Source organism: Denitrificimonas halotolerans (assembly GCF_034259425.1).
Taxonomy (GTDB): domain Bacteria; phylum Pseudomonadota; class Gammaproteobacteria; order Pseudomonadales; family Pseudomonadaceae; genus Denitrificimonas; species Denitrificimonas halotolerans.
Genome location: NZ_JAXIVU010000004.1, coordinates 59,750 through 79,961, shown reverse-complemented (window position 1 = coordinate 79,961; position 20,212 = coordinate 59,750). Strand labels below are relative to the sequence as shown.

The following is a 20,212-nucleotide window of genomic DNA, read 5'->3' as shown; positions in this document are numbered from 1 at the left end:
AACAACGCTATGAGTTAATTCAGTAAGCTTGAAAAAGGAAAGAAGCGCAACAGATCACCTACTTCACACGTGCTGTATTCGGGTAATTCCAACAGTCCATGAGACTGCGTCGCACTGCGTAAAATACCTGAGCATTGGTTGTCAATTTTTTCCGCCCAGCCATCAACAATAGCTACACGGACAAACTCTCGGCGCGCCCCAGGAACAGGCATAGCAAAGTTTACTGGCACGTTATAATGCTGCGCTGTTACATCTGTCACACCCATACGACTCAAGAGATAGGGTCGAGCGAGTAGTAAAAAAGTCACCAAACTCGATGTAGGATTGCCCGGCAGCCCTAGCACAGGCACTCCCTGATAACAGCCCAAAGTAAAAGGCTTACCGGGCTTTAAGGCAAGCTTCCAAAATCTCAGCTCGCCTTCTTCACGCAACACTTGACCCAGAAAATCTGCCTCACCAACCGATACCCCACCGCTGCTGATCAACACATCGATACCTAGCCCTTGCAGCTCAGACAAGCGTTGACGCGTTTGCTCAAGATGATCTGGAAAAATCCCCATATCGATCACACAACAGCTTAAACGCTTCAAGCTCTGAATAAGCATGGTGCGATTACTGTTATATATCTGACCTGGCGCTAAAGGCTGTCCTGGTTCAACCAACTCATCCCCTGTTGACACTACAGCCACACGTAACTGGCGGCGTACTTTAACTGTAGCCGCTCCCATCGCTGCAGCCATTGCCAACTCAACAGGCCCTAGACGAATCCCTGCTGGCAATATTTCATCACCAGGCATAGCTTCTTGACCTTTAGGACGCACAAACTTCCCCGCAACAACCTCATGTGCAAAACGTACTGCACCATCGTCTAGCAGCTCGGTATTTTCTTGCATCTCAACGGCATCCGCCCCTTCAGGCATAGGTGCACCAGTAAAAATGCGTGCACAACTACCGATTTGGAGTGGTTTAGGTTGTTGGCCTGCAAATACTTTTTGACTCACAGGCAAAGCCTGTCCTGCTTCAATTTCAGAGCTTCGTACAGCATAGCCATCCATCGAGCTGTTCGGCCATGGTGGCATAGCAAACTGAGCCATCAAAGGTTCTGCAAGCACGCGATTCTCAGCCTTATCTAAGTCGATTTCTTCAGTCTCTAAAGGTAGAGCAGATTGCGCCTGCTCAAGCAGCACCTGCAAAGCTGCATCCACATTCAACAAGCTCATTTTATGCACGCCCTGAGCAAGCAGCTTTTCGACCGACATGAGGCGCAAAATTACAAGGTGTATGACATGAATCCAATTGCTCAGACAAAATACCTTCCCAAGCCGTGCGACACGCATTAGTAGATCCAGGCATACAGCACACTAGAGTATTGTTTGATAATCCCGCTAAAGCACGCGATTGAATAGTTGAAGAGCCAATTTCGGTATAGGAAATTTGCCGAAACAACTCACCAAAGCCCTCAACTTCACGGTCAAATAAACAACGAACCGCTTCCGGAGTGCTATCACGCTCAGTAAAACCAGTGCCACCTGTAATCAGCACAACTTGAATAGAATCACTCGCAATCCAACTCGCCACCTGCGCACGAATTTGATATAGGTTATCCTTCAAAATCAAACGCTCGGCTACAGTATGGCCGACATTGACCAATTGATCAGTTAAGTACTGCCCTGAAGTATCAGTTTCAAGTGTGCGTGTGTCACTGACAGTGAGAACGGCAACATTCAAAGGAACAAACTGCTGACTAGCATGACTCATGGAATAGCCTTCTTAATAATGAATTTCAATCAATCATATACCACAAAACCATTAAAATTTGGGACTAGCATGAGCAAAATACCTGAATTCACAAACTGTTCTATAGTTTTACTTGCGGGTGGTCGTGGTCAACGTATGGGCGGCCGAGATAAAGGTTGGATTACCTGGCAAGGTCGAGCCTTAATTGAACACATGCAGCTGATTGTACGTTCCCTGACTGATGATTTAATTATTTCATGTAATCGCAACCAGCAGCGTTATCAAGCCCTAGCTGACCAGTTGATCAGTGATCCTACACAGGACTTCAGCGGTCCATTAGTGGGTATCATCGAAGCCTTAAAAGTAGCAAAGCATCCACAATTACTCGTGTTACCCTGCGATGCACCGCGAATTGATCAGGACTTATTAACCCAGCTATATGCCGCAGCGAGTGATAGGCCGGCCATGTTCAAACATCAAGATCATTGGCAGCCTTTATTTAGCATCATCCCTAAAATACAGCTGCATGCTTTACAAGATTTATGGTGCAAGGGCGAACGCAGTCCGAAACAGGCCCTATTACAGTTAAACTCAGTTGCTATCCACTGCTGTGATGACGAACAACGCTTAGCTAACTTCAATGACCCTAGCATGTTACAGCAATCATTAATTAGTGTAAGGAATAATTATGTTAACTCACCTTGATGAGCACGGGCGCGCCAATATGGTCGACGTTACTGATAAAGCCAATACACAGCGTGAAGCCACGGCCGAAACTTGGGTGCGTATGCTGCCAAGCACCTTCAATATGATTATTGATGGTCAGCACCCTAAAGGAGATGTCTTTGCTGTAGCGCGTATTGCTGGTATCCAAGCAGCAAAGCGTACCCATGAGCTGATCCCTTTATGTCATCCTCTGCTCCTAACCAGTATTAAAGTCCATTTAACCCCTCATGCTCCAGACCAAGTGCAGATTACCGCGACCTGTAAACTTGCCGGACAAACTGGGGTAGAAATGGAAGCTTTAACCGCTGCCAGTATCACTGCACTGACCATTTACGATATGTGCAAAGCTGTAGACCGTGACATGGCGATTGAATCTACTCGGTTATTGGAAAAAAAAGGCGGCAAATCTGGCCACTATCAACTCAAGCACACAAACTCAAGCCGTTAATTGCTCATTTCGGAGACCTCTACTATGTTAACCGTACACTTCTTAGCCCGTTATCGCGAAGCATTAAACTGCGAGTCGGAGCAGCTTTCATTGCAAACAGAGTGGCAAACCATCGATGATGTGCGACAATTTCTAGTCGCCCGTAACGGTGCATGGAGTGTGCTCAATGATCCACGCCTCATGTGTGCACGTAACCAAGATGTCTGCTCACTACAAGAACCCATTCAAGCCGGCGATGAACTCGCTCTTTTCCCCATGGTTACCGGAGGTTAAACAGTATGAGCATTCGTGTGCAAACAGCGCCTTTTGATCCCGGTCATGAACTTAATGCAATCCATGCTGGCAATATGAACGTGGGAGCAGTGGTCACTTTTGTTGGTTATGTGCGTGACATCAATCAAGAGCAATCTATTCAGAAACTGTTTCTTGAGCACTACCCTGGTATGACAGAAAAAGCCTTAAATAAAATTCGTGAGGAAGCCATGCAACGTTGGCCTCTAATTGATGCACATATACTGCATCGAGTGGGCCCATTATCCTTAGCTGAGCCCATTGTTTTTGTCGCTACTTCCAGTATGCATCGTGACGCAGCTTTTACCGCTTGCGAATTCATTATGGACTATCTTAAAACCCGCGCACCATTTTGGAAAAAAGAACAAACCGACTCAGGATCACACTGGGTTGAAGGCCGTGATAGCGATACACTAGCTGCCTCACGTTGGAACAGCCACAATAAGGAAAACCAGTAATGTCAGTCTGCGAGCAAGGCAACCTGCACAGTATTGAACAAGCTATTAGCACGTTAAAAACTTTGCTAAGCCCTATAAAGAAGATACAAACACTCCCCCTGCAGGCAGCGCATCAGCAGATTTTAGCGTGTGCGATTGATGCTCGGTTTGATGTGCCACAGTGGGATAACAGTGCAATGGATGGTTATGCCTTACGAGCTGCAGATTTACAATCCCCAAATAACAGCCTGCCTTTGGCCGGACGCATTGCTGCCGGTGACTCACCCAATCAGCAGCTTCCACTAGGCCACTGCATGCATGTTCTAACTGGGGCCCCTATACCCCTTGGTGCTGACACTGTAGTAGCACAAGAAAATTGCAGCATAGCTCCTAAGCAAATTCAATTTAATAATTTTAAAACTGGAGAGCATATCCGTCGACGCGGCGAGGAAATTCAACAAGGTCAGATTCTGCTTGAAGCGGGAACCCGCCTCCGTGCTCAAGAAATCGGCTTGATTGCCAGTCAAGGCTATGCTCAAGTTGAAGTGTACACGCCCCTACGCATTGGCTTAATCAGCAGTGGCAATGAACTTGCACAATTAGGACACCCCTTGCAAGCAGGACAAATTTACGACATTAACAGTCATAGCCTTCATTCACTTTTTACTGGGTTAGGCTTCCAAGTAACTGCATACACCAACATGCCGGATGACCTGAAACAAAGCATCAAATGTCTAGCTCAAGCCAGCCAAGAACAAGATGTGCTTATCAGTAGCGGTGGTGTCTCTATCGGTGAGGAAGACCATTTAAAGCATGCTGTAAGCACACTTGGGGAGCTCAATCTCTGGCAGGTAGCTATACAACCTGGTAAACCTCTAGCTTTTGGTAGAGTTGGTCACACCCCTTGGATAGGTTTACCTGGTAACCCTGCGGCTGCATTAATCACTGCGCTCATCATTGCCCGGCCTGCCTTGCTTCATGCTCAAGGCGTAACCGATTGCAGACATCAAATCATGCATATTCCAGCTGCCTTCGATTGGGTTAAAACTCGGCCCCGCCAACAATACTTACATGCACGCTTAGTTCCACAAAACAATGGCCAACTGCATGCTCAAATCCACCCTAAGCAAAGCTCAGCCATGTTAATAGCTGCCAGTTGGGCCGATGGATTAGTGGAAATTAAGCCAGAGAAAACTGTAAAAAAAGGTGATTTAGTACGATTCTTAGGGTATTCAGAGTTGCTCAGATAACACACTACATGCCGTGAATTTAGTCCTACAAACCTAGCGGTTAGACTCCGCGAAGCATGGAAAGTACAAACGACTCACCATCACGGCAACCTTTATTATGGCTCTTCAATAATTAAATTACGCGACTACTAGCAAAGCATCTTATACCGCTTTTTTATAAACTTAATTATTTGTGAAATTGAGCCTACTTCAGCAATTTCAGGCAAAAAAGCCATATACTAGCTTGTTTAGCACACTTTAAAGTTATACCTACTGTCGTGGCGTCCAACTTAAAAAAGCCCAACGCAATGGTTCACCGCCTTGCTGTGCATACTCAGGATCACTCAAATACCACTGACTCAGCTTTGCAATGTCTTCAACACTGAGGTCTATAAAACTATTACGGACCTTTTCTATAAACTCAGAAAGGCTGCTACTGCCAGCTAAACGGTTAGTGGATTCAATATAATCTACGTTGGGATAGATGTGACGCTGATAAAGCATATTTATGATGTACATATGGTCTGGAAAACTACGGTCCTCACGTCCAAGAAGCGTTTCAATTTCCCGACTGCCAAAACGTCCGCCAACCAATTGGGTCATATATACTTTTTTACGTGCATGCAGATTCAACTTAGTCAACGCATCGTCCATATCAGCCACAATACTGGCGCGAGAAACAATAGCAATATCGCATACGGGAACATCCTCCCAGTCTTCCTCCCAAGACGCCAAGATTGGTTGCACATTATGCAGCTGCAGTTGTGCTGCATTTTTAAGCATTGCGTCAAGCATGCCCTGACTATAATCTAAAGCGTATACCCGTTTCACCTGCGGGGCTAAAGCCAACGCAATAGTGCCGGGACCACACCCAACATCCAACACTGTATCGCCAGCACTGCACTCTACTTTACTTACAAAAGCTGTGCGGTAAGCACTTTCTAATACAGTGGTCCGTATTTTTTCTGCTTTGACATCCCAGTCTTCCGGTGTTTTAAAACGACGACCACTACGTGCTAAATGATCACGGTATAACTGAGCAAAATCTATGGCTTTTAACATCAATACCCCTTTAGTTTGGATGGATTTCGCCCCAAATATTCAAGCCCAACCTGCTAACTGATACAGTTTTAATACATCTGCCGCACTTAAGACTAGTAACTCCTGAGCAAAAATAACAAGAAAATTTTATTTTAGCTCGCACACACTAAAAATGCATGATGGTTTAATGTGGTAATCAGCCATGCAAAACCTTACCGGATATGAACCGACTACAGGGCTTTATAAACTATAAAAATCACACCTAAAGCCCAACCTGTCCACCTCTGTATCATTGACATCCTCCCCGACCTAAAGGACGGGGATTCCTACTGCTAGACGACCATGCCCGGCCGCGAGAATGTTACGTGACGCGTTGATATCGCGATCGTGAGCGACACCACACCCACTGCACGTCCATTCTCTTATTCCAAGTCCTGCGATACCTTTCGGCCTCGACTCGGGTAAACTGCCGCAACTCGAGCAGGTTTGGGTGGTGTATGCCTCGTCAACTTCCGTTTTTTCAATATTAGCGCTCCACTCCCCGAACTGTTATAAGTGCTTATCATCAATACATTTAAATTTCCTATGCCACTATCGCAGCGCTAGACCTTAGCTTAAAGTGTCGAATATCAATTATTTACACATATTTATATAAAAATTCGGATCCAATACCTGAAAGTACAAAACTAAAAGGCTACAATCGCTACAACACTTACTCTACACAAAGCGCTGTTATAACAAACAATATTGGGAGTAAAGCCATGTCTTCAGAACTGATTGACGGCTTTGGTCGAAAAATAGACTACGTACGCTTATCAGTCACCGACCGTTGTGACTTTCGCTGCATCTATTGTATGGCCGAAGACATGACCTTTCTGCCGCGGCAACGTATTTTGACCCTAGAAGAAATTTTCCGCAGCGCACAAATTTTTGTTGCCAACGGTGTACGCAAAATCCGCTTAACCGGTGGTGAACCTTTAACACGTAAAGGCATCATTGGCTTGTGTGAACAGATCAGCGCCCTACCCGGCTTAGATGAACTGGTAATGACCACGAACGGTTCTCAACTTACCAAGTATGCTCAACAGCTAGCTGATGCCGGTGTAAAACGCTTAAATATCAGTCTCGATTCACTGTGTCCGAATAAATTTAAGGCCATGACTCGGGTTGGCAATTTAGAGCAAGTACTAGCTGGAATTCAAGCCGCGCGTCAAGCTGGCTTTACTAGCGTGAAAATCAACAGCGTCGTGATTCAAGGGCATAATGAAGACGAAATTATGGACCTTACGGATTTTGCTGTAGAAAACGAGTTAGATATCACTTTTATTGAAGAGATGCCCCTCGGCCATGTTGGTCGCAAACGTGAGCTTTTTACTAGCGATCAAGTTCGAGAACGTATTACCCAACGCTATACTCTAAAAGAAAGCAGCGAAAGTACGGGCGGCCCTGCACATTATATGCGCTTGCAAGATCACAGCTCAACTCGGATAGGCTTTATTTCTCCCCACAGCCATAATTTTTGCAGCAGTTGTAACCGTATTCGTTTAACTGTCGAAGGGAAGTTATTATTATGCCTAGGCAACGAAGACTCTTTAGATCTCTTGGCTTTATTGCGCCGCCACCCGACCAATAATGCCCCTGTACTTACAGCCATCAAAAAAGCCTTGAATTACAAACCAGAAAAGCACTATTTTAGCAGCGAAGGTGACGTACAAATCATTCGATTTATGAACGCAAGCGGTGGCTAAGCTTAACTAAATTAGGCCACCACTTCTGACCAACCACAAAACAATAAAATCAAAAAACTATTGCTTTGTGGCTGCCCTCCCCTCGCTGCCCCTCTTTCATCAAGATAACCTGCTGCATTCTTGGACAGCACTATGCTTGGCGTAGACGCTCAGGCTTAATTAAAAAACGCGCTAAAGCAGGCAACAGCCAAACGGCACCGAACATGTTCCACAAGAACATAAAGGTCAGCATGAGCCCCATATCTGCTTGGAATTTAATCGCCGAGAACATCCATGTTGCCACACCAATGGCTAAGCATACCCCAGTAAAGAGCACAGCTTTACCAGTCGATTTCAAGGTTTGATAGTAAGCTTCTTGCAAAGGCATTCCCAAGCGCAAGAAAGACTCTAAGCGACTATAAATATAGATACCATAATCAACACCAATACCTACACCTAAAGCAATCACCGGCAATGTAGCTACCTTCACTCCAATGCCCATATAAGCCATCAGTGCATTACCCAAAACTGAAGTCAACACTAGAGGTAAAATGATACAAGCCGTCGCTGCGAGAGAACGGAAAGTGATCAAGCACATAGTAATCACTGCAGCGTAAACAGCTAACAGCATCATAATTTCTGACGCAGAAATTACGTCATTAGTGGCCGCCTCAATACCTGCATTACCTGCTGCCAATAAAAACCTGTGCTCATCCATGTTGTTTTTAGCAGCAAACTCCTCAACCGCTTGTACTACCGTAGTAAGAGTTTCTGCTTTATGGTCCTCTAAGAAAACCAACAGTGGCGCCAGCGAGCAGTCCGAATTGTACAAAGAATCTGCACGTGCAATGGAGTTATTTAAAATATGCTGATTCCGAGACAAAGTTTCCCATTTCAAATTACCCTCGTTCATTCCTTTAATGACCTGCTTAGATACAGTCACCATAGAAACAACCGACTGCACTCCAGCTGTATTTTCCATACGCCAACTGAGATCATCCATAGCCTTAATAGCACTATAACTAGAACAGCCTTCAACTGGCGTTTTTACCATTACGACCAATACATCAGAGCTGGTTGAATAGTTATTAATAATAAAATCATTATCTAGGTTGTAACGCGAGTCAGCATGGAGCTCAGGAGCCCCTTGATCCAAGTCACCAACTTTTAAATTCTGCCCATACCACAACCCAAAACCTAAAGCCCCGATAGCAATAACAATTGAAATTGGAGCCACTTTGGCATTGGAAAAATTAGAAACAAAGCGCCATAAAGCACTATCTCGCTCAGCACTTTCACGACTGGCTTTAATTGATTTTTTACTAATACCAATATAAGAAATAAGCACAGGCAAAAAGATCAGGTTGGTCAGAATGATCACTGCCACCCCTACAGATGCACCAATAGCCAACTCACGAATCACTCCGATATCAATCAGCAATAATGTGATAAAACCCACAGCATCCGATGACAGCGCAACCAGGCCAGGAACAAATAATTGACGAAATGCCATACGTGCTGCAGTTAGTGAATCAATTGCTGTACTAGATGCCATAGCGATGCCGTTAATCTTTTGCACACCATGGGAAATACCAATGGCAAAGACTAAAAAGGGCACCAACATGGAGTATGGATCAAGACCAAAACCCAATAAGTTCAGCAGTCCTAACTGCCATCCTACAGCCACTAAGGTTGAAAAAAGCACCGCAAGGGTACTTTTCATACACTTGGTAAACCAAAGCAATAAAGCAAATGTGATAGCAATAGCAACGCCAAAGAACAATACGACGTTAACTAAACCATCAATCAAATCACCAACTTTTTTAGCAAAGCCAACAATTTGAATTTTGATATCAGGATTCTGCAACTGATATTTCTCACGAATTTTCTCTTCTAAGTTGTGTGAGAACTCTTGGTAATCCAGTTTTAATAACACACTGGGATTATCTGGATCTGGGAACTCTTCTAGAAGGGGTATTTCAACAATACTAGACTTAAAGTTATTACCAACTAAGCGCCCTACTTGTCCGGACTTAAGAATATTGCTGCGCAGCTCATCTAAACTTTCGGGTGACCCATCATAGGTTTGAGGTATAACCTCGCCGCCGGCAAATCCCTGCTCTGTTACTTCCGTCCAACGCACATTAGGGCTCCACAGTGAGCGTAAGCCCGAACGATCCACCCCTGGAATGTAGAAAGCCTCATCACTGATTTGACGTAAAGTTTCCATGTAATCTTTATCGAAAATATCACCCTTAGTATTTTCGACAGAAATGCGCACACTATTACCTAGATTCGCGAGATCGTTACGATGCTCCAACATAGTTTGGATATAGGGATGCTGTAACGGAATCATTTTTTCAAAGCTGGTTTCGGGCCGTACCTGTGCCGCATTCCAAAATAAGAAACCACTAATCAATGCACAAATTAGCACCACTATTGGACGGTTATTAAATATTAAACGCTCAAGCACTGCTGCTGGATTATTTCTTGCTTTAGTTGTCATTACGATGGCCTCCGGTCTTATTCTTATCAAGCATATCCTCGCCTTGCTCATCGGTCAGATAAATGCCATTTTGCCCAACTAGAATCAAACCACCGTCTTTACCATCAATCACAGCTGATAAAGAAGTGCGATCTGCACGACTAAAAACCTCAAAACTTTTACCTTCATCATGGCTTCGTAACAAAGACCCACCGTGCCCCACAATCAATATGTCTCCTTTATCACTCACCGCACTTCCAGCTAAACCAAACTGCAGCCGAGCACCTTCATTGAGCACAGTAACTTCTTCCCAGCTCTCGCCAAAATCTGTCGAACGAAAGACATGTCCACGTAAGCCATACACCACTAATGTATTCGACTCTGAACCCGCAACCACACCAAACAATGAACCTTGATATGGCTCTTCTAAAGCCTCCCAAGTCTCACCCCAATCGGTAGAACGAAACATCACACCCATTTCGCCAACAATAAAGATGCCGGCATTTCCCACAGCAGTAATAGCATTCAGGTGAAAAGCATCTTCATTGCCTAATTTTTCATCAATACGATGCCACTCTTGGCCACCATTGCGAGTCTCTAGCAGCATGCCGTACGCACCCACAGCATACCCTTGGTTTAAATCTTTAAACCAGATATCAAGCAAAGGCGATTCAGCTTCAAGATTGTCGTACTGGCGTATCCATGTCGCGCCACCATCACGCGTAGATAAAATCAAAGTATCATGCCCTACGGCCCAACCATGACGATCATCTACAAAATGCACCGCTGTGAGCAATTGCTGAGTCGGTACCCGTGCTTGCAACCAACTTTTACCCTCATTATCAGAGTAAAGAATATGACCTCGGTCACCCACAACCACTAAACGCTGGCCAGTACGTACCACATCCAATAACAAATTCTCTTTAGCTACACTGGACTCAATGGAATAAGCAGGCGCAGCAATACCTTCGGTTTGAACAGTCTGAGCAGTCGCTGCCACTGAGTAAAGACCTGTAAATAGCAATGCAGCACATAACGGTAAGGCTTTGAACATATCCATATAATTATGTAAAGGCATGCCCAAGCAGTTTATACCCGTATTGTCCACTATGGGTGGTAAGGGTTGACGCATATCGATTCCCCATTCTTTTTGTAATTGCCAACTTAATCTGGCTATAGCTATACGCCTCAATCCTATGAAATAGCACCAAACGCCGCAATCATTATCCATTATAGTTTTGTTAAGTATTGTAAAGCTTTGCAATTAGTGAAAAAAAAGCCGCTAACAAGAGCGGCTTTAAACAATCTCACAAAGCAATTTATAGCTGTATCTACGCCACTAGGCTTTTCTCCAATACTTCAAATAAGTCCGCAGACAACTCACCACTGTTTTTAATCCGCTTTAATTGCACCAACATCAACTCTTGATGATGCAAGTCATAACGCTGCCAACGGGTAAGCGGTGAGATAATGCGCGCGGCAATTTGTGGATTTAATGCATCTAGCTCAATTACTTTGTCGGCTAAAAATGCATAACCAGAACCATCTTCGGCATGGAAGTTAGGTGTATTTTGCATACTAAAAGCACCTATAACAGCACGCACTTTATTCGGATTCTTAATGCTAAAGGCTGGATGCTCAAGTAAGTGCGTAACGCGCTCCAAGCCACTGGGTACAACCGCTGCGGCCTGCACACTAAACCATTGATCCATAACAATAGGGTCTTCAGAAAAACGTTCAGCAAAACGTTTCAAGGCTTCTTGAGCCTCATCGGTAAAGGGTGAGTTCACCAAACATGCTAAAGCAGCCAGTCGTTCGGTCATGTTGTCAGCCACACCAAATTGATCTACACACTCATCAAGAATATCCAAATCATTCGTACGCATAAGGTACGCTAGTAGCATATTCTGCAATCGACGACGTGCAATATCACTCGCTTGCGCCACATATGGAGTCTCTAATGAAGTTTTACGTAACGCATCATAACGCACTCGCATCGGTTCTTTTAAAGCATAAGCCAGTTGATTACTGACATATTCACGCGCTTGATGGATAGCCAGTGGATCAGCTTGTTCATATTGCTCTATGATATAGCCCGTGCTTGGCAATGATAAAAACTCAGCTAGCATCGCCGGATCTAAATCATCCTGCGCCAACAAAGCAGTAAACACCTCGACCAAACGTGAATCCATCATCGGTTCATCCGTTTCATACAGCTGCCCCACCACATCTTCAATCACCTGCAGTGACAACTGCTGACCAGCCTCCCAACGATTAAACCCATCAGTATCGTGCTGTAATAAAAACACTAAATCATCGCGACTGTAGTTGTACTCCATAATCACCGGTGCAGAGAAACTACGTAGCAGAGATGGTAGCGGTTGTTCAGTCACCTTCTGAAAGATAAAGCTTTGCTCTGCTTCTGTAACTGCCAATACACGCTCACCTTTCATGGCGATGCTTTCACCTTGCAATTGCAAAGGTAAAGATTGACCTTGCTGACTAAGCAACGCCATGCGCAATGGAATCACAAAAGGCTTTTTATCGGTTTGATCTGGCGTGTCTGGGCAACTTTGCTTCACCTGTAAACAATATGTTTGCGTAGCAGCATCGTAACTATCAGTAATGACTAAACGTGGTGTGCCCGCTTGGCTATACCAAAGTTTAAACTGAGTGAGATCCATACCACTGACAGTTTCCATTGCCGCAATAAAGTCATCACAAGTTACAGCTTGACCATCGTGACGCTCAAAATATAGATCAGCCCCCTGACGGAAGACTGCTTCACCAAGCAATGTATGCAACATACGTACTACTTCAGCCCCCTTCTCATAAATGGTCAGGGTATAGAAGTTAGAAATTTCCATATACTCAGCAGGGCGCACAGGATGCGCCATAGGACCCGCATCCTCGGCAAACTGATGAGTGCGCAAGTACGATACATCTTCAATGCGCTTAACGACATCCGAGTTCATATCCGCAGAGAATTGAGTATCACGAAATACGGTAAAACCTTCCTTAAGTGACAGTTGGAACCAATCACGACAGGTCACGCGGTTACCCGACCAGTTATGGAAGTACTCGTGCGCCACAATACTTTCAACTCGCTGATGTGCTGCATCAGTGGCTGTTTCTGCTTTAGCTAAGACACAGCTAGAGTTAAAGATGTTTAAACCTTTATTCTCCATCGCTCCCATATTGAAGTCATTCACTGCAACAACCATAAAAATATCTAAATCATATTCACGGCCATACTTTTCTTCGTCCCAGCGCATACATTTCTTCAAGCTGTTCATCGCGTGCTGGCATTTATCAATATTCTCTGGCTCCACGTAAATACGCAGCGCCACTTCACGCCCACTCATAGTAGTGAAAGTATCTTCCACACACCATAAGTCACCTGCGACTACTGCAAATAAATAGGCTGGCTTTTTAAAAGGATCTTCCCAAGTCACCCAGTGACGGCCATCGTCATCTTCACCTTGCGCAATCGGATTACCGTTAGATAGCAAAATGGGATAGTTTTGCTTATCAGCAAAGATAGTCGTGGTAAAACGGCTCATCACATCTGGACGGTCGAGGTAATAAGTAATCTTACGAAACCCTTCAGCCTCACATTGCGTACAGAACATCCCCGACGACTTGTACAAACCTTCCAATTCAGTGTTATTTTGCGGCTCAATACGCACAGTGGTATCAAGCTCAAACTCAATAGTTGTTGGCTGTAAAGTTAGGTGTTTATCCGTCACTGTATATTCCATGGCAGATAAACGCTCACCATTGAGATTAATATCAATCAACTCAAGCTTCTGGCCATCCAACACCAAAGGTGGCAAGTGAGTATCTAAACTTGGATTACGCTGCATCACTAATCGGGCATGCACCAATGCATAACTCTCATGCAGCTCAAAGGTCAGATGAGTTTCTTCAATTAAATAGTCCGGCAAGCGGTACGCACTTAATTTAATCATTTTGGGGTGTTCGGTACGCATAGTTAAAACCTCGATTAAAACGCTCTGACCTCAGGAGTCGATATTTAAACAGCAACGCTATCATTGACGCTTAAGGCCAACTGATATGCAGTATATTTACGAATATTTATGACACCTGTATCAAAGAGCAAATATTGGCCTTTAATACCTATTAGTGTGCCTTCAGCTACCGGCTCTTTATCCAAGTTAAAACTGGTGATCTTACTTGGATAACTCTCTACCGGATAACTGATTTCTATCACATCAACACCACTGATGGGCTGGATTGCCTGTAAACCAAAACGCTGTTGCAATATTTGTAACTGTTGCGCACAGCTGTCTAGCAGATGCTCACGTCTTTCCACCAGATCTACTGGTTCAACATCACCCCGTAATAATGCACGCCAGTTGGTACGGTCATTTACTTGACTGCGCAACACGTCTTCAACAAAACCAGACTGTTGACGAGTGGCCACTCGGAAAATTGGCAATGCTTGAACTGCCCCCTGATCCAACCAACGTGTCGGTACTTGATTACCACGGGTAATCCCCACTTTAACGCCGGTTGAGTTGGCTAAATAAACAAAGTGATCCGTCATGCAATATTGCTGCGCCCATTCTGGTTCACGGCATGTGCCTGCATCATAATGACACTTTTCCGGACTCATGATACAGGTATCACACCGTGCCAAAGCCTTAAAGCATGGCCAGCAATACCCCTGCGCGTAGCTTTTTTTAGTCTGACGGTCACAGTGTGTACAATTGATTTCACCCAAAAACTCTAAGCGTAAATCCTTACCGATGAACCCATTTAGCTCATGCAGTTGATCGTCCAAGCGAAAGTGATATTGTGCTGGCTCACCCAAGGCAACCTGCATTTTACTGACGGCACCACGACCTAATTCCAACATTAGTGCAGTGTCCCTGCTGCAGGCGCAAAAAGTGCTGCCTGTTCAGGCGTTAATTCTTTCTTAGCTTTAGAACCACACTCTTGACCACCTAAATAACCAGTGCGCTCTTCCTCAGGTAAATTATCTTGCTCCCACAGAATCATCGCCTGTAAAGTTAGCTCTTTTTGCTCGGTCGTCAGTTTAGTACCATCGGCCCACTTACCAATTTCAACCGCCAACTTTAGAGTTTTATATGTTTCAGGTGTCATTTCTGCAATCACATCAGCAAAGCTTTTCATACTTTTGTCCTATCTAAAATAAATGTGTGGCTTACAGCACAGACTTTCGCGCCAGAGAAGCAAAGACCGCCCCACTTAAACAACCTACCAATAAGCCGCTCACGTGAGCCGTGTTAGCAATTTGTCCAAAACCCAGCGCCGTTACCACTCCAAATAAGCATAGCAGTAGCCAAATCAGCATCATAGCCACCACCCCTTTAGGCAGTGCATAACTTGCTTGTGGGTTAATACGCTGATAAATCCAACAGTGCCCTAATACGGCATAGAGTACCCCAGATAACCCACCAAACAAGGTAGGACCAGACATCACTACTTGACTTACATTGGAAACCAAAGCCGCCATTAGAGTTAAAAGCAAAAGAAATATTTTGCCTTGCTGATACTCAATCCGACGACCGATTTCCCAGTACCACATCATATTCATAGCCAAATGCAACAGTCCAAAATGCAACAATATTGGCGAAACCAACCGCCACCATTGCCCCTGTGCCAAGCTATGCTCAAGCGTCATAAAATAAAGGAGATCACCCTTGATCTGAAAATCATGAAAAGTAAACCAACTGACAGTTGTAATGTTATCGCCCAGTTGAGTGAGCACTGCAACCAATAAACACGCCAACAATATCGCCGCAGTCATGGAGCTACGACGTAACTGGGCGACAAAATCTGATTGACGAACTAATGACGGGGTTGTTTGCTGCTCGATAACCACATCCACTGCCTCAGTGGTCCATATCCCCTCCACAAAAGCTTGGTACAGTTGTTGCACATGCGCTATCTGCTCCTCGTCACCCACCCAGAGCACTTGCTCACCACTGGATTCAGTGACGCGATGAACAATACCCTGCTGCCTTAACTTCTGTACTAAAGGAGCCAAATCAACATCCAATGGCACCCTTATAACACTGCTCCACTTCATGATTGATTTTCCTTATTCTTGAGCATCGACCCAAACAAAATGAGCCGGAAGTAAATGACGCTCCTGCCCCAGCCGGTAAGCCACCAACTTGCCACCATTGACTGCACTGTAATCTAAACAGGCTAAATTTGGACGAATTAGATTTGGTTGACCTTGACGCCAATAATGCCCTACAAATAATAAGGGCTGCTGCTCATCATACCCTGTAATCTGTCGAATATATTGAGCCGGCAAGGGTTTCTGAGTGATATGTTCTGGTAAAGCATCGGGCTGAAAAACCACATCACCATAAGTCAGTACTGGAAGGTTTTCATGCCAAAATTTACTGCGAAACGAAGTGCGTTGATAACCGTCTTGACTGATTTGCGACATGCCATAAGGCAAAGGTAAATTAACACCGCGTAACAACCGATTAAAAGTTTGATCAGCAAGACTACCAACATGTGCTGATTGACGAATAAACTCGATATCCACTCGAGCATCAGGAAACTGTTCACGCAATGAACGGATGAGCCGCTGATCCCAACACGCATGCACTGCGCGAAAACGCTGCGCATCAATAAGCAGCGGCAAATCTAAAAACCAACGATTAAAATCTTTCCAGTCCTGAGGGTGCTGAGCGAACTGTTCTAGCGTTTCACGTTGCAACCGCTCATGTCGTTTATTATGTTCACGTACATAAGTGTGCTTTCCTTCACGCACAATAGACGTGCTCCAAGCTAAGGCATAATATTCATGATTCCCCATGATGCAATGTGCATGCCCTGCATCCACCATTGCATGCACTAAGTGCAGGGCTTCACGAATTTGCGGCCCGCGATCAATGATGTCACCTAAAAATATAGCTTGGCGTTTTTTATGTTGCCACACTCCTGCATGCTTTTGATAACCAAGCAACTCGAGCAAGTGCTCCAAAGTTTGCGCACAGCCATGTACATCACCAATGAGGTCATAACCGCGCAAAGGGTCCAACCACATTATTTATGGCCCTGCCCCAAGCGGCTCCCCCAGCCTAGCTTGTCACGACATACGCCATAAAAATTATGGCCCAACGGGTGAATCAAACGTAGCTTCTGCGGCTTACGCTGAATATGCAACGTGTCACCGGGCGTACAAGTCACATCATTTTGACCATCGCAGGATACCAACGGATAAATGGTCATATTTTCAGAAATCACCACTTTCAGCTCACTATCAGCATCAACCACTATAGGGCGGCTGGATAAAGTGTGCGGATACATAGGAACAATCACAATGGCATCTAAGCGCGGATGCATGATAGGCCCACCCGCAGACAATGCGTAAGCCGTTGAGCCTGTAGGGGTGGCAATAATAAGGCCATCGGCTTTGAGACTATACACAAACTGCCCATCAATAAAGAGCTCAAACTCAATCATCCGTGTGGACTTACCAGGGTGCAATACAATATCATTGAGTGCATCACCTTGACCAATAGGTGCTCCTTTTCGCCGAACTTCGGTCTCTAATAGAAAGCGCTGCTCAATAGTGTAGTTGCCTGCAAGCACCTCAGAGATCTGTGACTCCAAATGCTCTGGGAGGATATCAGTTAAAAAGCCTAGATTACCGCGATTAATCCCTAAGACTGGAGTATTGTACTTAGCTAAAGCACGTGCCGCTCCCAACATAGAGCCATCACCGCCCACAACAATAACCAAATCACAAACCTCACCCAACAACTTTCGCGAACTGGTTTGCAAATTATGGCCAGGCAACATTTCTGCGATTCGATCCTCTAGAATGACGTGCAAATGCCGCCCCAAAAGATAGCTTTTTAACCGACGAATCGTCTCTAAAACTTTAGCACTCCCCATGCGCCCAATGATGCCAATATTGCGAAACTGCTCCATAAGATTCCCGTTTTTATATATTTATAAAGTACTTGAAAGCGCGCTGAGCACTAGCCTTTTTTACGGATCAAATACGTATAAGTACCATCCTGTTCACTGCTGTCTAAAAGGTGATGCTCTAAAAAAGTGCAAAACTTAGGGATATCACGCTGAGTTGATGGGTCGGTAGCGATAACTTTTAATACTTCACCACCAGCCAACTCGCGCACCTTGGTATGTAGCATCATCACCGGCTCAGGACAAAATAAGCCACTAGCATCCAGTTCAGCATCAACCTGTATTAGCATGTCTGTCATGTTCATCTTACCTTTCGTTTAAATTACACTACAGCATAGCCACCTATACCAGCGCCAGCGGCCGAGCATCACTTTATTGTACGCTCGAAACAAAAACGACTTACAAGTCAGTTTTCGTGCTTTACCTCTGATCCAGAGCTGGATAGTGTGCGTCTCAATATTAACAATAAGGACTCTTAGTCATGAGCGAACTGATTCACTACAGCTGCACCGACGGTATTGCCACCTTAACCTTAAATAACGGCAAAGTTAATGCTCTTTCACCGGATATGATCGATGCTTTTAATAAGCGCCTTGATCAAGCCGAGCAAGACCGAGCTATTGTCATTATCACTGGGCAACCAGGTATTTTATCGGGCGGTTACGATCTAAAAGTCATGACATCTAGTGTTGATAATGCCTTTCACTTAGTTGCCTTAGGTTCAACTTTAACTCGACGCATGTTAGCACACCCCTACCCAATCATTGTCGCCTGCCCAGGCCATGCAATTGCTAAAGGTGCTTTCTTATTGCTAGCTGCTGACTATCGCATTGGTGCAGAAGGTGCTTTTAACATCGGTTTAAACGAAGTCTTGATCGGCATGACAATGCACTATGCTGGCATTGCTTTGGCCAAAGACCGTCTCACCAAGCCTGCCTTCCAACGATCTGTTATCAATGGTGAAATTTTTAATCCAACCGATGCTGTCAACGCAGGTTTTCTAGATCGTGTAGTACCCGCCGAGCAACTCATGGAGACCGCCCTCACTACCGCTGAGGAAATGAAGAAAATTAATATGCGCGCCCATCACAACACGAAACTAAAGGTTCGCAAAGAATTACTAGAGCGCTTAGATGCAGCCATTGAGTTGGATAAAACCATCCCCCTTTAACACCACCCTCTTCCCGCAGCACTGTCACACAGCTTGCGGGAAGATTACACACTAGCTGAGCGAATCTGATCAATTAAATAACTAATATCGTAACCAAACTCCGCTTCAAACATCCGCGCTTGCTCACGTAATAAAGCAAAAGGAGGAGACTGCGAAAAGCTTGAAGGTACTAGTAAAATTACATTACCTTCTTTAACTGGAATCTCCCAGTAATGTCGATAAAACATACCACGTAACAAAGCTGCACCTAAAGGTTTACCATCCAAAGTTGCCCACTGATTAATAATTAACCACCCCCCTAGGTTCAACTTATCTTGGCATTTAGATAAAAATGACCATGCCAAATGCCCAACAGAAGGACCAAGATCGGTATACATATCTAAATAAATTAAATCTGCTGTTTCTGCAGTATCAATTAACTCAAGTGCATCACCGATCCGAATAGTCATTCGTTGATCATCACGCATACCTAGATGCTCCATTGCTAAACGTGGTAACGGCTCACGCAACTCCAATATTTCAACATCTTGAAGCGGTAACGCAGCCAAACAGATCTGCGTCAAAGTACCTGCCCCTAAGCCTAAAAAAAGAGCTGTTTCTGGATAAGGATGACAGTAGCTAGCAAGTACCATAGCTCGCGTATAATCATATTTAAGCCACAATGGGTTATCATAAAGCACGCAACTTTGCTCCGCCCCCTCACCAAACTCCAAATATCGATATTTACCGCTTTCTACAACACGGATAACTCCAAACTCATCACGCTCTTCAGCAATGACCTGCCTAATCACTGACTGCTCAACTAACACACTTTCGCCCTTACTCTCTTGCCGATAGCAATACAGATGATGAACCGCCACCAACAACAGCACCCCTGCAGTTAAAAAAAATATAATCATAACCTATATCACCAGTTAACAACCGGCACATAAAAGCCTCAGTCTAAAATAACAAACACGACATAAAGTCCGCTTGA

20 protein-coding genes and 1 pseudogene are annotated in these 20,212 nt (G+C 44.7%); 7 read left to right on the top strand and 14 right to left on the bottom strand.

Annotated features, from left to right (window positions below; genetic code table 11):
* Positions 1-14: 14 nt before the first annotated feature.
* Positions 15-1,220, bottom strand: coding sequence for a molybdopterin molybdotransferase MoeA (locus tag TOI97_RS04745; RefSeq protein ID WP_321552971.1), 1,206 nt, complete (start codon positions 1,218-1,220; stop codon positions 15-17).
* Between the two features lies 1 nt (position 1,221).
* Complete coding sequence (gene moaB / locus TOI97_RS04740) at positions 1,222-1,758, bottom strand: molybdenum cofactor biosynthesis protein B (protein ID WP_321552970.1); 537 nt, start codon at positions 1,756-1,758, stop codon at positions 1,222-1,224.
* 69 nt (positions 1,759-1,827) lie between these two features.
* Between moaB and mobA the strand changes: the two genes are divergently transcribed.
* Genes mobA through TOI97_RS04715 form a run of 5 tightly spaced genes read left to right on the top strand, consistent with a single transcriptional unit; the run spans position 1,828 to position 4,889 of the window.
* Positions 1,828-2,442 carry a molybdenum cofactor guanylyltransferase MobA gene (gene mobA, locus TOI97_RS04735; RefSeq protein ID WP_321552969.1) on the top strand — a complete coding sequence of 205 codons (615 nt, stop codon included), beginning with the start codon at positions 1,828-1,830 and terminating at the stop codon, positions 2,440-2,442.
* Complete coding sequence (gene moaC / locus TOI97_RS04730; protein WP_321552968.1) at positions 2,426-2,911, top strand: cyclic pyranopterin monophosphate synthase MoaC; 486 nt, start codon at positions 2,426-2,428, stop codon at positions 2,909-2,911. Before mobA ends, moaC begins: the two co-directional genes overlap by 17 nt.
* A gap of 24 nt (positions 2,912-2,935) precedes the next feature.
* Positions 2,936-3,184 (top strand): MoaD/ThiS family protein, encoded by a 249-nt coding sequence (locus TOI97_RS04725; RefSeq protein WP_321552967.1) that lies wholly within the window; start codon positions 2,936-2,938, stop codon positions 3,182-3,184.
* A 5-nt stretch (positions 3,185-3,189) separates the two neighbouring features.
* Positions 3,190-3,660: a molybdopterin synthase catalytic subunit MoaE gene (gene moaE / locus TOI97_RS04720; RefSeq protein WP_321552966.1), complete on the top strand. Its 471-nt coding sequence runs from the start codon at positions 3,190-3,192 to the stop codon at positions 3,658-3,660.
* A complete protein-coding gene (locus tag TOI97_RS04715) occupies positions 3,660-4,889 on the top strand; it encodes a molybdopterin molybdotransferase MoeA (protein WP_321552965.1) in 1,230 nt (409 codons plus the stop codon). The genes moaE and TOI97_RS04715 overlap by 1 nt, the downstream gene beginning before the upstream one ends.
* A 249-nt stretch (positions 4,890-5,138) precedes the next feature.
* Here TOI97_RS04715 and TOI97_RS04710 read toward each other — a convergent pair whose 3' ends face one another.
* Both TOI97_RS04710 and TOI97_RS04705 read right to left on the bottom strand, forming a co-directional pair.
* Positions 5,139-5,930: a class I SAM-dependent methyltransferase gene (locus TOI97_RS04710; protein ID WP_321552964.1), complete on the bottom strand. Its 792-nt coding sequence runs from the start codon at positions 5,928-5,930 to the stop codon at positions 5,139-5,141.
* Between the two features lie 288 nt (positions 5,931-6,218).
* The gene (locus TOI97_RS04705; RefSeq protein ID WP_321553068.1) at positions 6,219-6,434 is read right to left on the bottom strand and encodes a transposase; all 216 of its coding nucleotides are present in this window, start codon (positions 6,432-6,434) and stop codon (positions 6,219-6,221) included.
* 236 nt (positions 6,435-6,670) lie between these two features.
* Here TOI97_RS04705 and moaA point away from each other — a divergent pair, with 236 nt between their 5' ends.
* Complete coding sequence (gene moaA, locus TOI97_RS04700; RefSeq protein WP_321552963.1) at positions 6,671-7,657, top strand: GTP 3',8-cyclase MoaA; 987 nt, start codon at positions 6,671-6,673, stop codon at positions 7,655-7,657.
* Between the two features lie 130 nt (positions 7,658-7,787).
* Here the strand turns inward: moaA and TOI97_RS04695 are convergent, their stop codons facing one another.
* From TOI97_RS04695 to tusA, 9 genes are all read right to left on the bottom strand, one after another.
* The gene (locus TOI97_RS04695) at positions 7,788-10,142 is read right to left on the bottom strand and encodes an efflux RND transporter permease subunit (protein WP_321552962.1); all 2,355 of its coding nucleotides are present in this window, start codon (positions 10,140-10,142) and stop codon (positions 7,788-7,790) included.
* On the bottom strand, positions 10,132-11,199 hold the full coding sequence (locus tag TOI97_RS04690; RefSeq protein ID WP_407651317.1) for a WD40/YVTN/BNR-like repeat-containing protein: 1,068 nt from the start codon (positions 11,197-11,199) through the stop codon (positions 10,132-10,134). The genes TOI97_RS04695 and TOI97_RS04690 overlap by 11 nt, the downstream gene beginning before the upstream one ends.
* Positions 11,200-11,452: 253 nt before the next feature.
* On the bottom strand, positions 11,453-14,113 hold the full coding sequence (pepN, locus tag TOI97_RS04685) for an aminopeptidase N (protein WP_321552960.1): 2,661 nt from the start codon (positions 14,111-14,113) through the stop codon (positions 11,453-11,455).
* Positions 14,114-14,157: 44 nt separating this feature from the next.
* Entirely contained in the window at positions 14,158-15,003 is an 846-nt protein-coding gene (locus tag TOI97_RS04680) for a DUF2797 domain-containing protein (RefSeq protein ID WP_321552959.1), read from the bottom strand.
* Positions 15,003-15,281: a YeaC family protein gene (locus TOI97_RS04675; RefSeq protein ID WP_321552958.1), complete on the bottom strand. Its 279-nt coding sequence runs from the start codon at positions 15,279-15,281 to the stop codon at positions 15,003-15,005. The genes TOI97_RS04680 and TOI97_RS04675 overlap by 1 nt, the downstream gene beginning before the upstream one ends.
* 31 nt (positions 15,282-15,312) lie before the next feature.
* Positions 15,313-16,200 (bottom strand): rhomboid family intramembrane serine protease, encoded by an 888-nt coding sequence (locus TOI97_RS04670; RefSeq protein ID WP_321552957.1) that lies wholly within the window; start codon positions 16,198-16,200, stop codon positions 15,313-15,315.
* Positions 16,201-16,212: 12 nt separating this feature from the next.
* Entirely contained in the window at positions 16,213-17,178 is a 966-nt protein-coding gene (locus TOI97_RS04665) for a metallophosphoesterase (protein ID WP_321552956.1), read from the bottom strand.
* Positions 17,178-18,068 carry an NAD(+) kinase gene (locus tag TOI97_RS04660; protein ID WP_321552955.1) on the bottom strand — a complete coding sequence of 297 codons (891 nt, stop codon included), beginning with the start codon at positions 18,066-18,068 and terminating at the stop codon, positions 17,178-17,180. The genes TOI97_RS04665 and TOI97_RS04660 overlap by 1 nt, the downstream gene beginning before the upstream one ends.
* Positions 18,069-18,118: 50 nt before the next feature.
* Positions 18,119-18,355 carry a sulfurtransferase TusA gene (gene tusA / locus TOI97_RS04655; RefSeq protein ID WP_321553067.1) on the bottom strand — a complete coding sequence of 79 codons (237 nt, stop codon included), beginning with the start codon at positions 18,353-18,355 and terminating at the stop codon, positions 18,119-18,121.
* A gap of 191 nt (positions 18,356-18,546) precedes the next feature.
* Between tusA and TOI97_RS04650 the strand changes: the two genes are divergently transcribed.
* On the top strand, positions 18,547-19,236 hold the full coding sequence (locus TOI97_RS04650; RefSeq protein ID WP_321552954.1) for a crotonase/enoyl-CoA hydratase family protein: 690 nt from the start codon (positions 18,547-18,549) through the stop codon (positions 19,234-19,236).
* 163 nt (positions 19,237-19,399) lie between these two features.
* Here TOI97_RS04650 and TOI97_RS04645 read toward each other — a convergent pair.
* Positions 19,400-20,027 (bottom strand): annotated as a pseudogene (locus TOI97_RS04645) (spermidine synthase); the annotation flags it as partial.
* Positions 20,028-20,212 lie beyond the last annotated feature (185 nt).

Bases quoted from the DNA above. Each gene is read 5' to 3' on its own strand.
- TOI97_RS04745 (WP_321552971.1), bottom strand. From the start codon at position 1,220: ATGAGCTTGTTGAATGTGGATGCAGCTTTGCAGGTGCTGCTTGAGCAG.
- moaB (WP_321552970.1), bottom strand. From the start codon at position 1,758: ATGAGTCATGCTAGTCAGCAGTTTGTTCCTTTGAATGTTGCCGTTCTC.
- mobA (WP_321552969.1), top strand. From the start codon at position 1,828: ATGAGCAAAATACCTGAATTCACAAACTGTTCTATAGTTTTACTTGCG.
- moaC (WP_321552968.1), top strand. From the start codon at position 2,426: ATGTTAACTCACCTTGATGAGCACGGGCGCGCCAATATGGTCGACGTT.
- TOI97_RS04725 (WP_321552967.1), top strand. From the start codon at position 2,936: ATGTTAACCGTACACTTCTTAGCCCGTTATCGCGAAGCATTAAACTGC.
- moaE (WP_321552966.1), top strand. From the start codon at position 3,190: ATGAGCATTCGTGTGCAAACAGCGCCTTTTGATCCCGGTCATGAACTT.
- TOI97_RS04715 (WP_321552965.1), top strand. From the start codon at position 3,660: ATGTCAGTCTGCGAGCAAGGCAACCTGCACAGTATTGAACAAGCTATT.
- TOI97_RS04710 (WP_321552964.1), bottom strand. From the start codon at position 5,930: ATGTTAAAAGCCATAGATTTTGCTCAGTTATACCGTGATCATTTAGCA.
- moaA (WP_321552963.1), top strand. From the start codon at position 6,671: ATGTCTTCAGAACTGATTGACGGCTTTGGTCGAAAAATAGACTACGTA.
- TOI97_RS04695 (WP_321552962.1), bottom strand. From the start codon at position 10,142: ATGACAACTAAAGCAAGAAATAATCCAGCAGCAGTGCTTGAGCGTTTA.
- TOI97_RS04690 (WP_407651317.1), bottom strand. From the start codon at position 11,199: ATGCCTTTACATAATTATATGGATATGTTCAAAGCCTTACCGTTATGT.
- pepN (WP_321552960.1), bottom strand. From the start codon at position 14,113: ATGCGTACCGAACACCCCAAAATGATTAAATTAAGTGCGTACCGCTTG.
- TOI97_RS04680 (WP_321552959.1), bottom strand. From the start codon at position 15,003: ATGTTGGAATTAGGTCGTGGTGCCGTCAGTAAAATGCAGGTTGCCTTG.
- TOI97_RS04675 (WP_321552958.1), bottom strand. From the start codon at position 15,281: ATGAAAAGCTTTGCTGATGTGATTGCAGAAATGACACCTGAAACATAT.
- TOI97_RS04670 (WP_321552957.1), bottom strand. From the start codon at position 16,200: ATGAAGTGGAGCAGTGTTATAAGGGTGCCATTGGATGTTGATTTGGCT.
- TOI97_RS04665 (WP_321552956.1), bottom strand. From the start codon at position 17,178: ATGTGGTTGGACCCTTTGCGCGGTTATGACCTCATTGGTGATGTACAT.
- TOI97_RS04660 (WP_321552955.1), bottom strand. From the start codon at position 18,068: ATGGAGCAGTTTCGCAATATTGGCATCATTGGGCGCATGGGGAGTGCT.
- tusA (WP_321553067.1), bottom strand. From the start codon at position 18,355: ATGCTAATACAGGTTGATGCTGAACTGGATGCTAGTGGCTTATTTTGT.
- TOI97_RS04650 (WP_321552954.1), top strand. From the start codon at position 18,547: ATGAGCGAACTGATTCACTACAGCTGCACCGACGGTATTGCCACCTTA.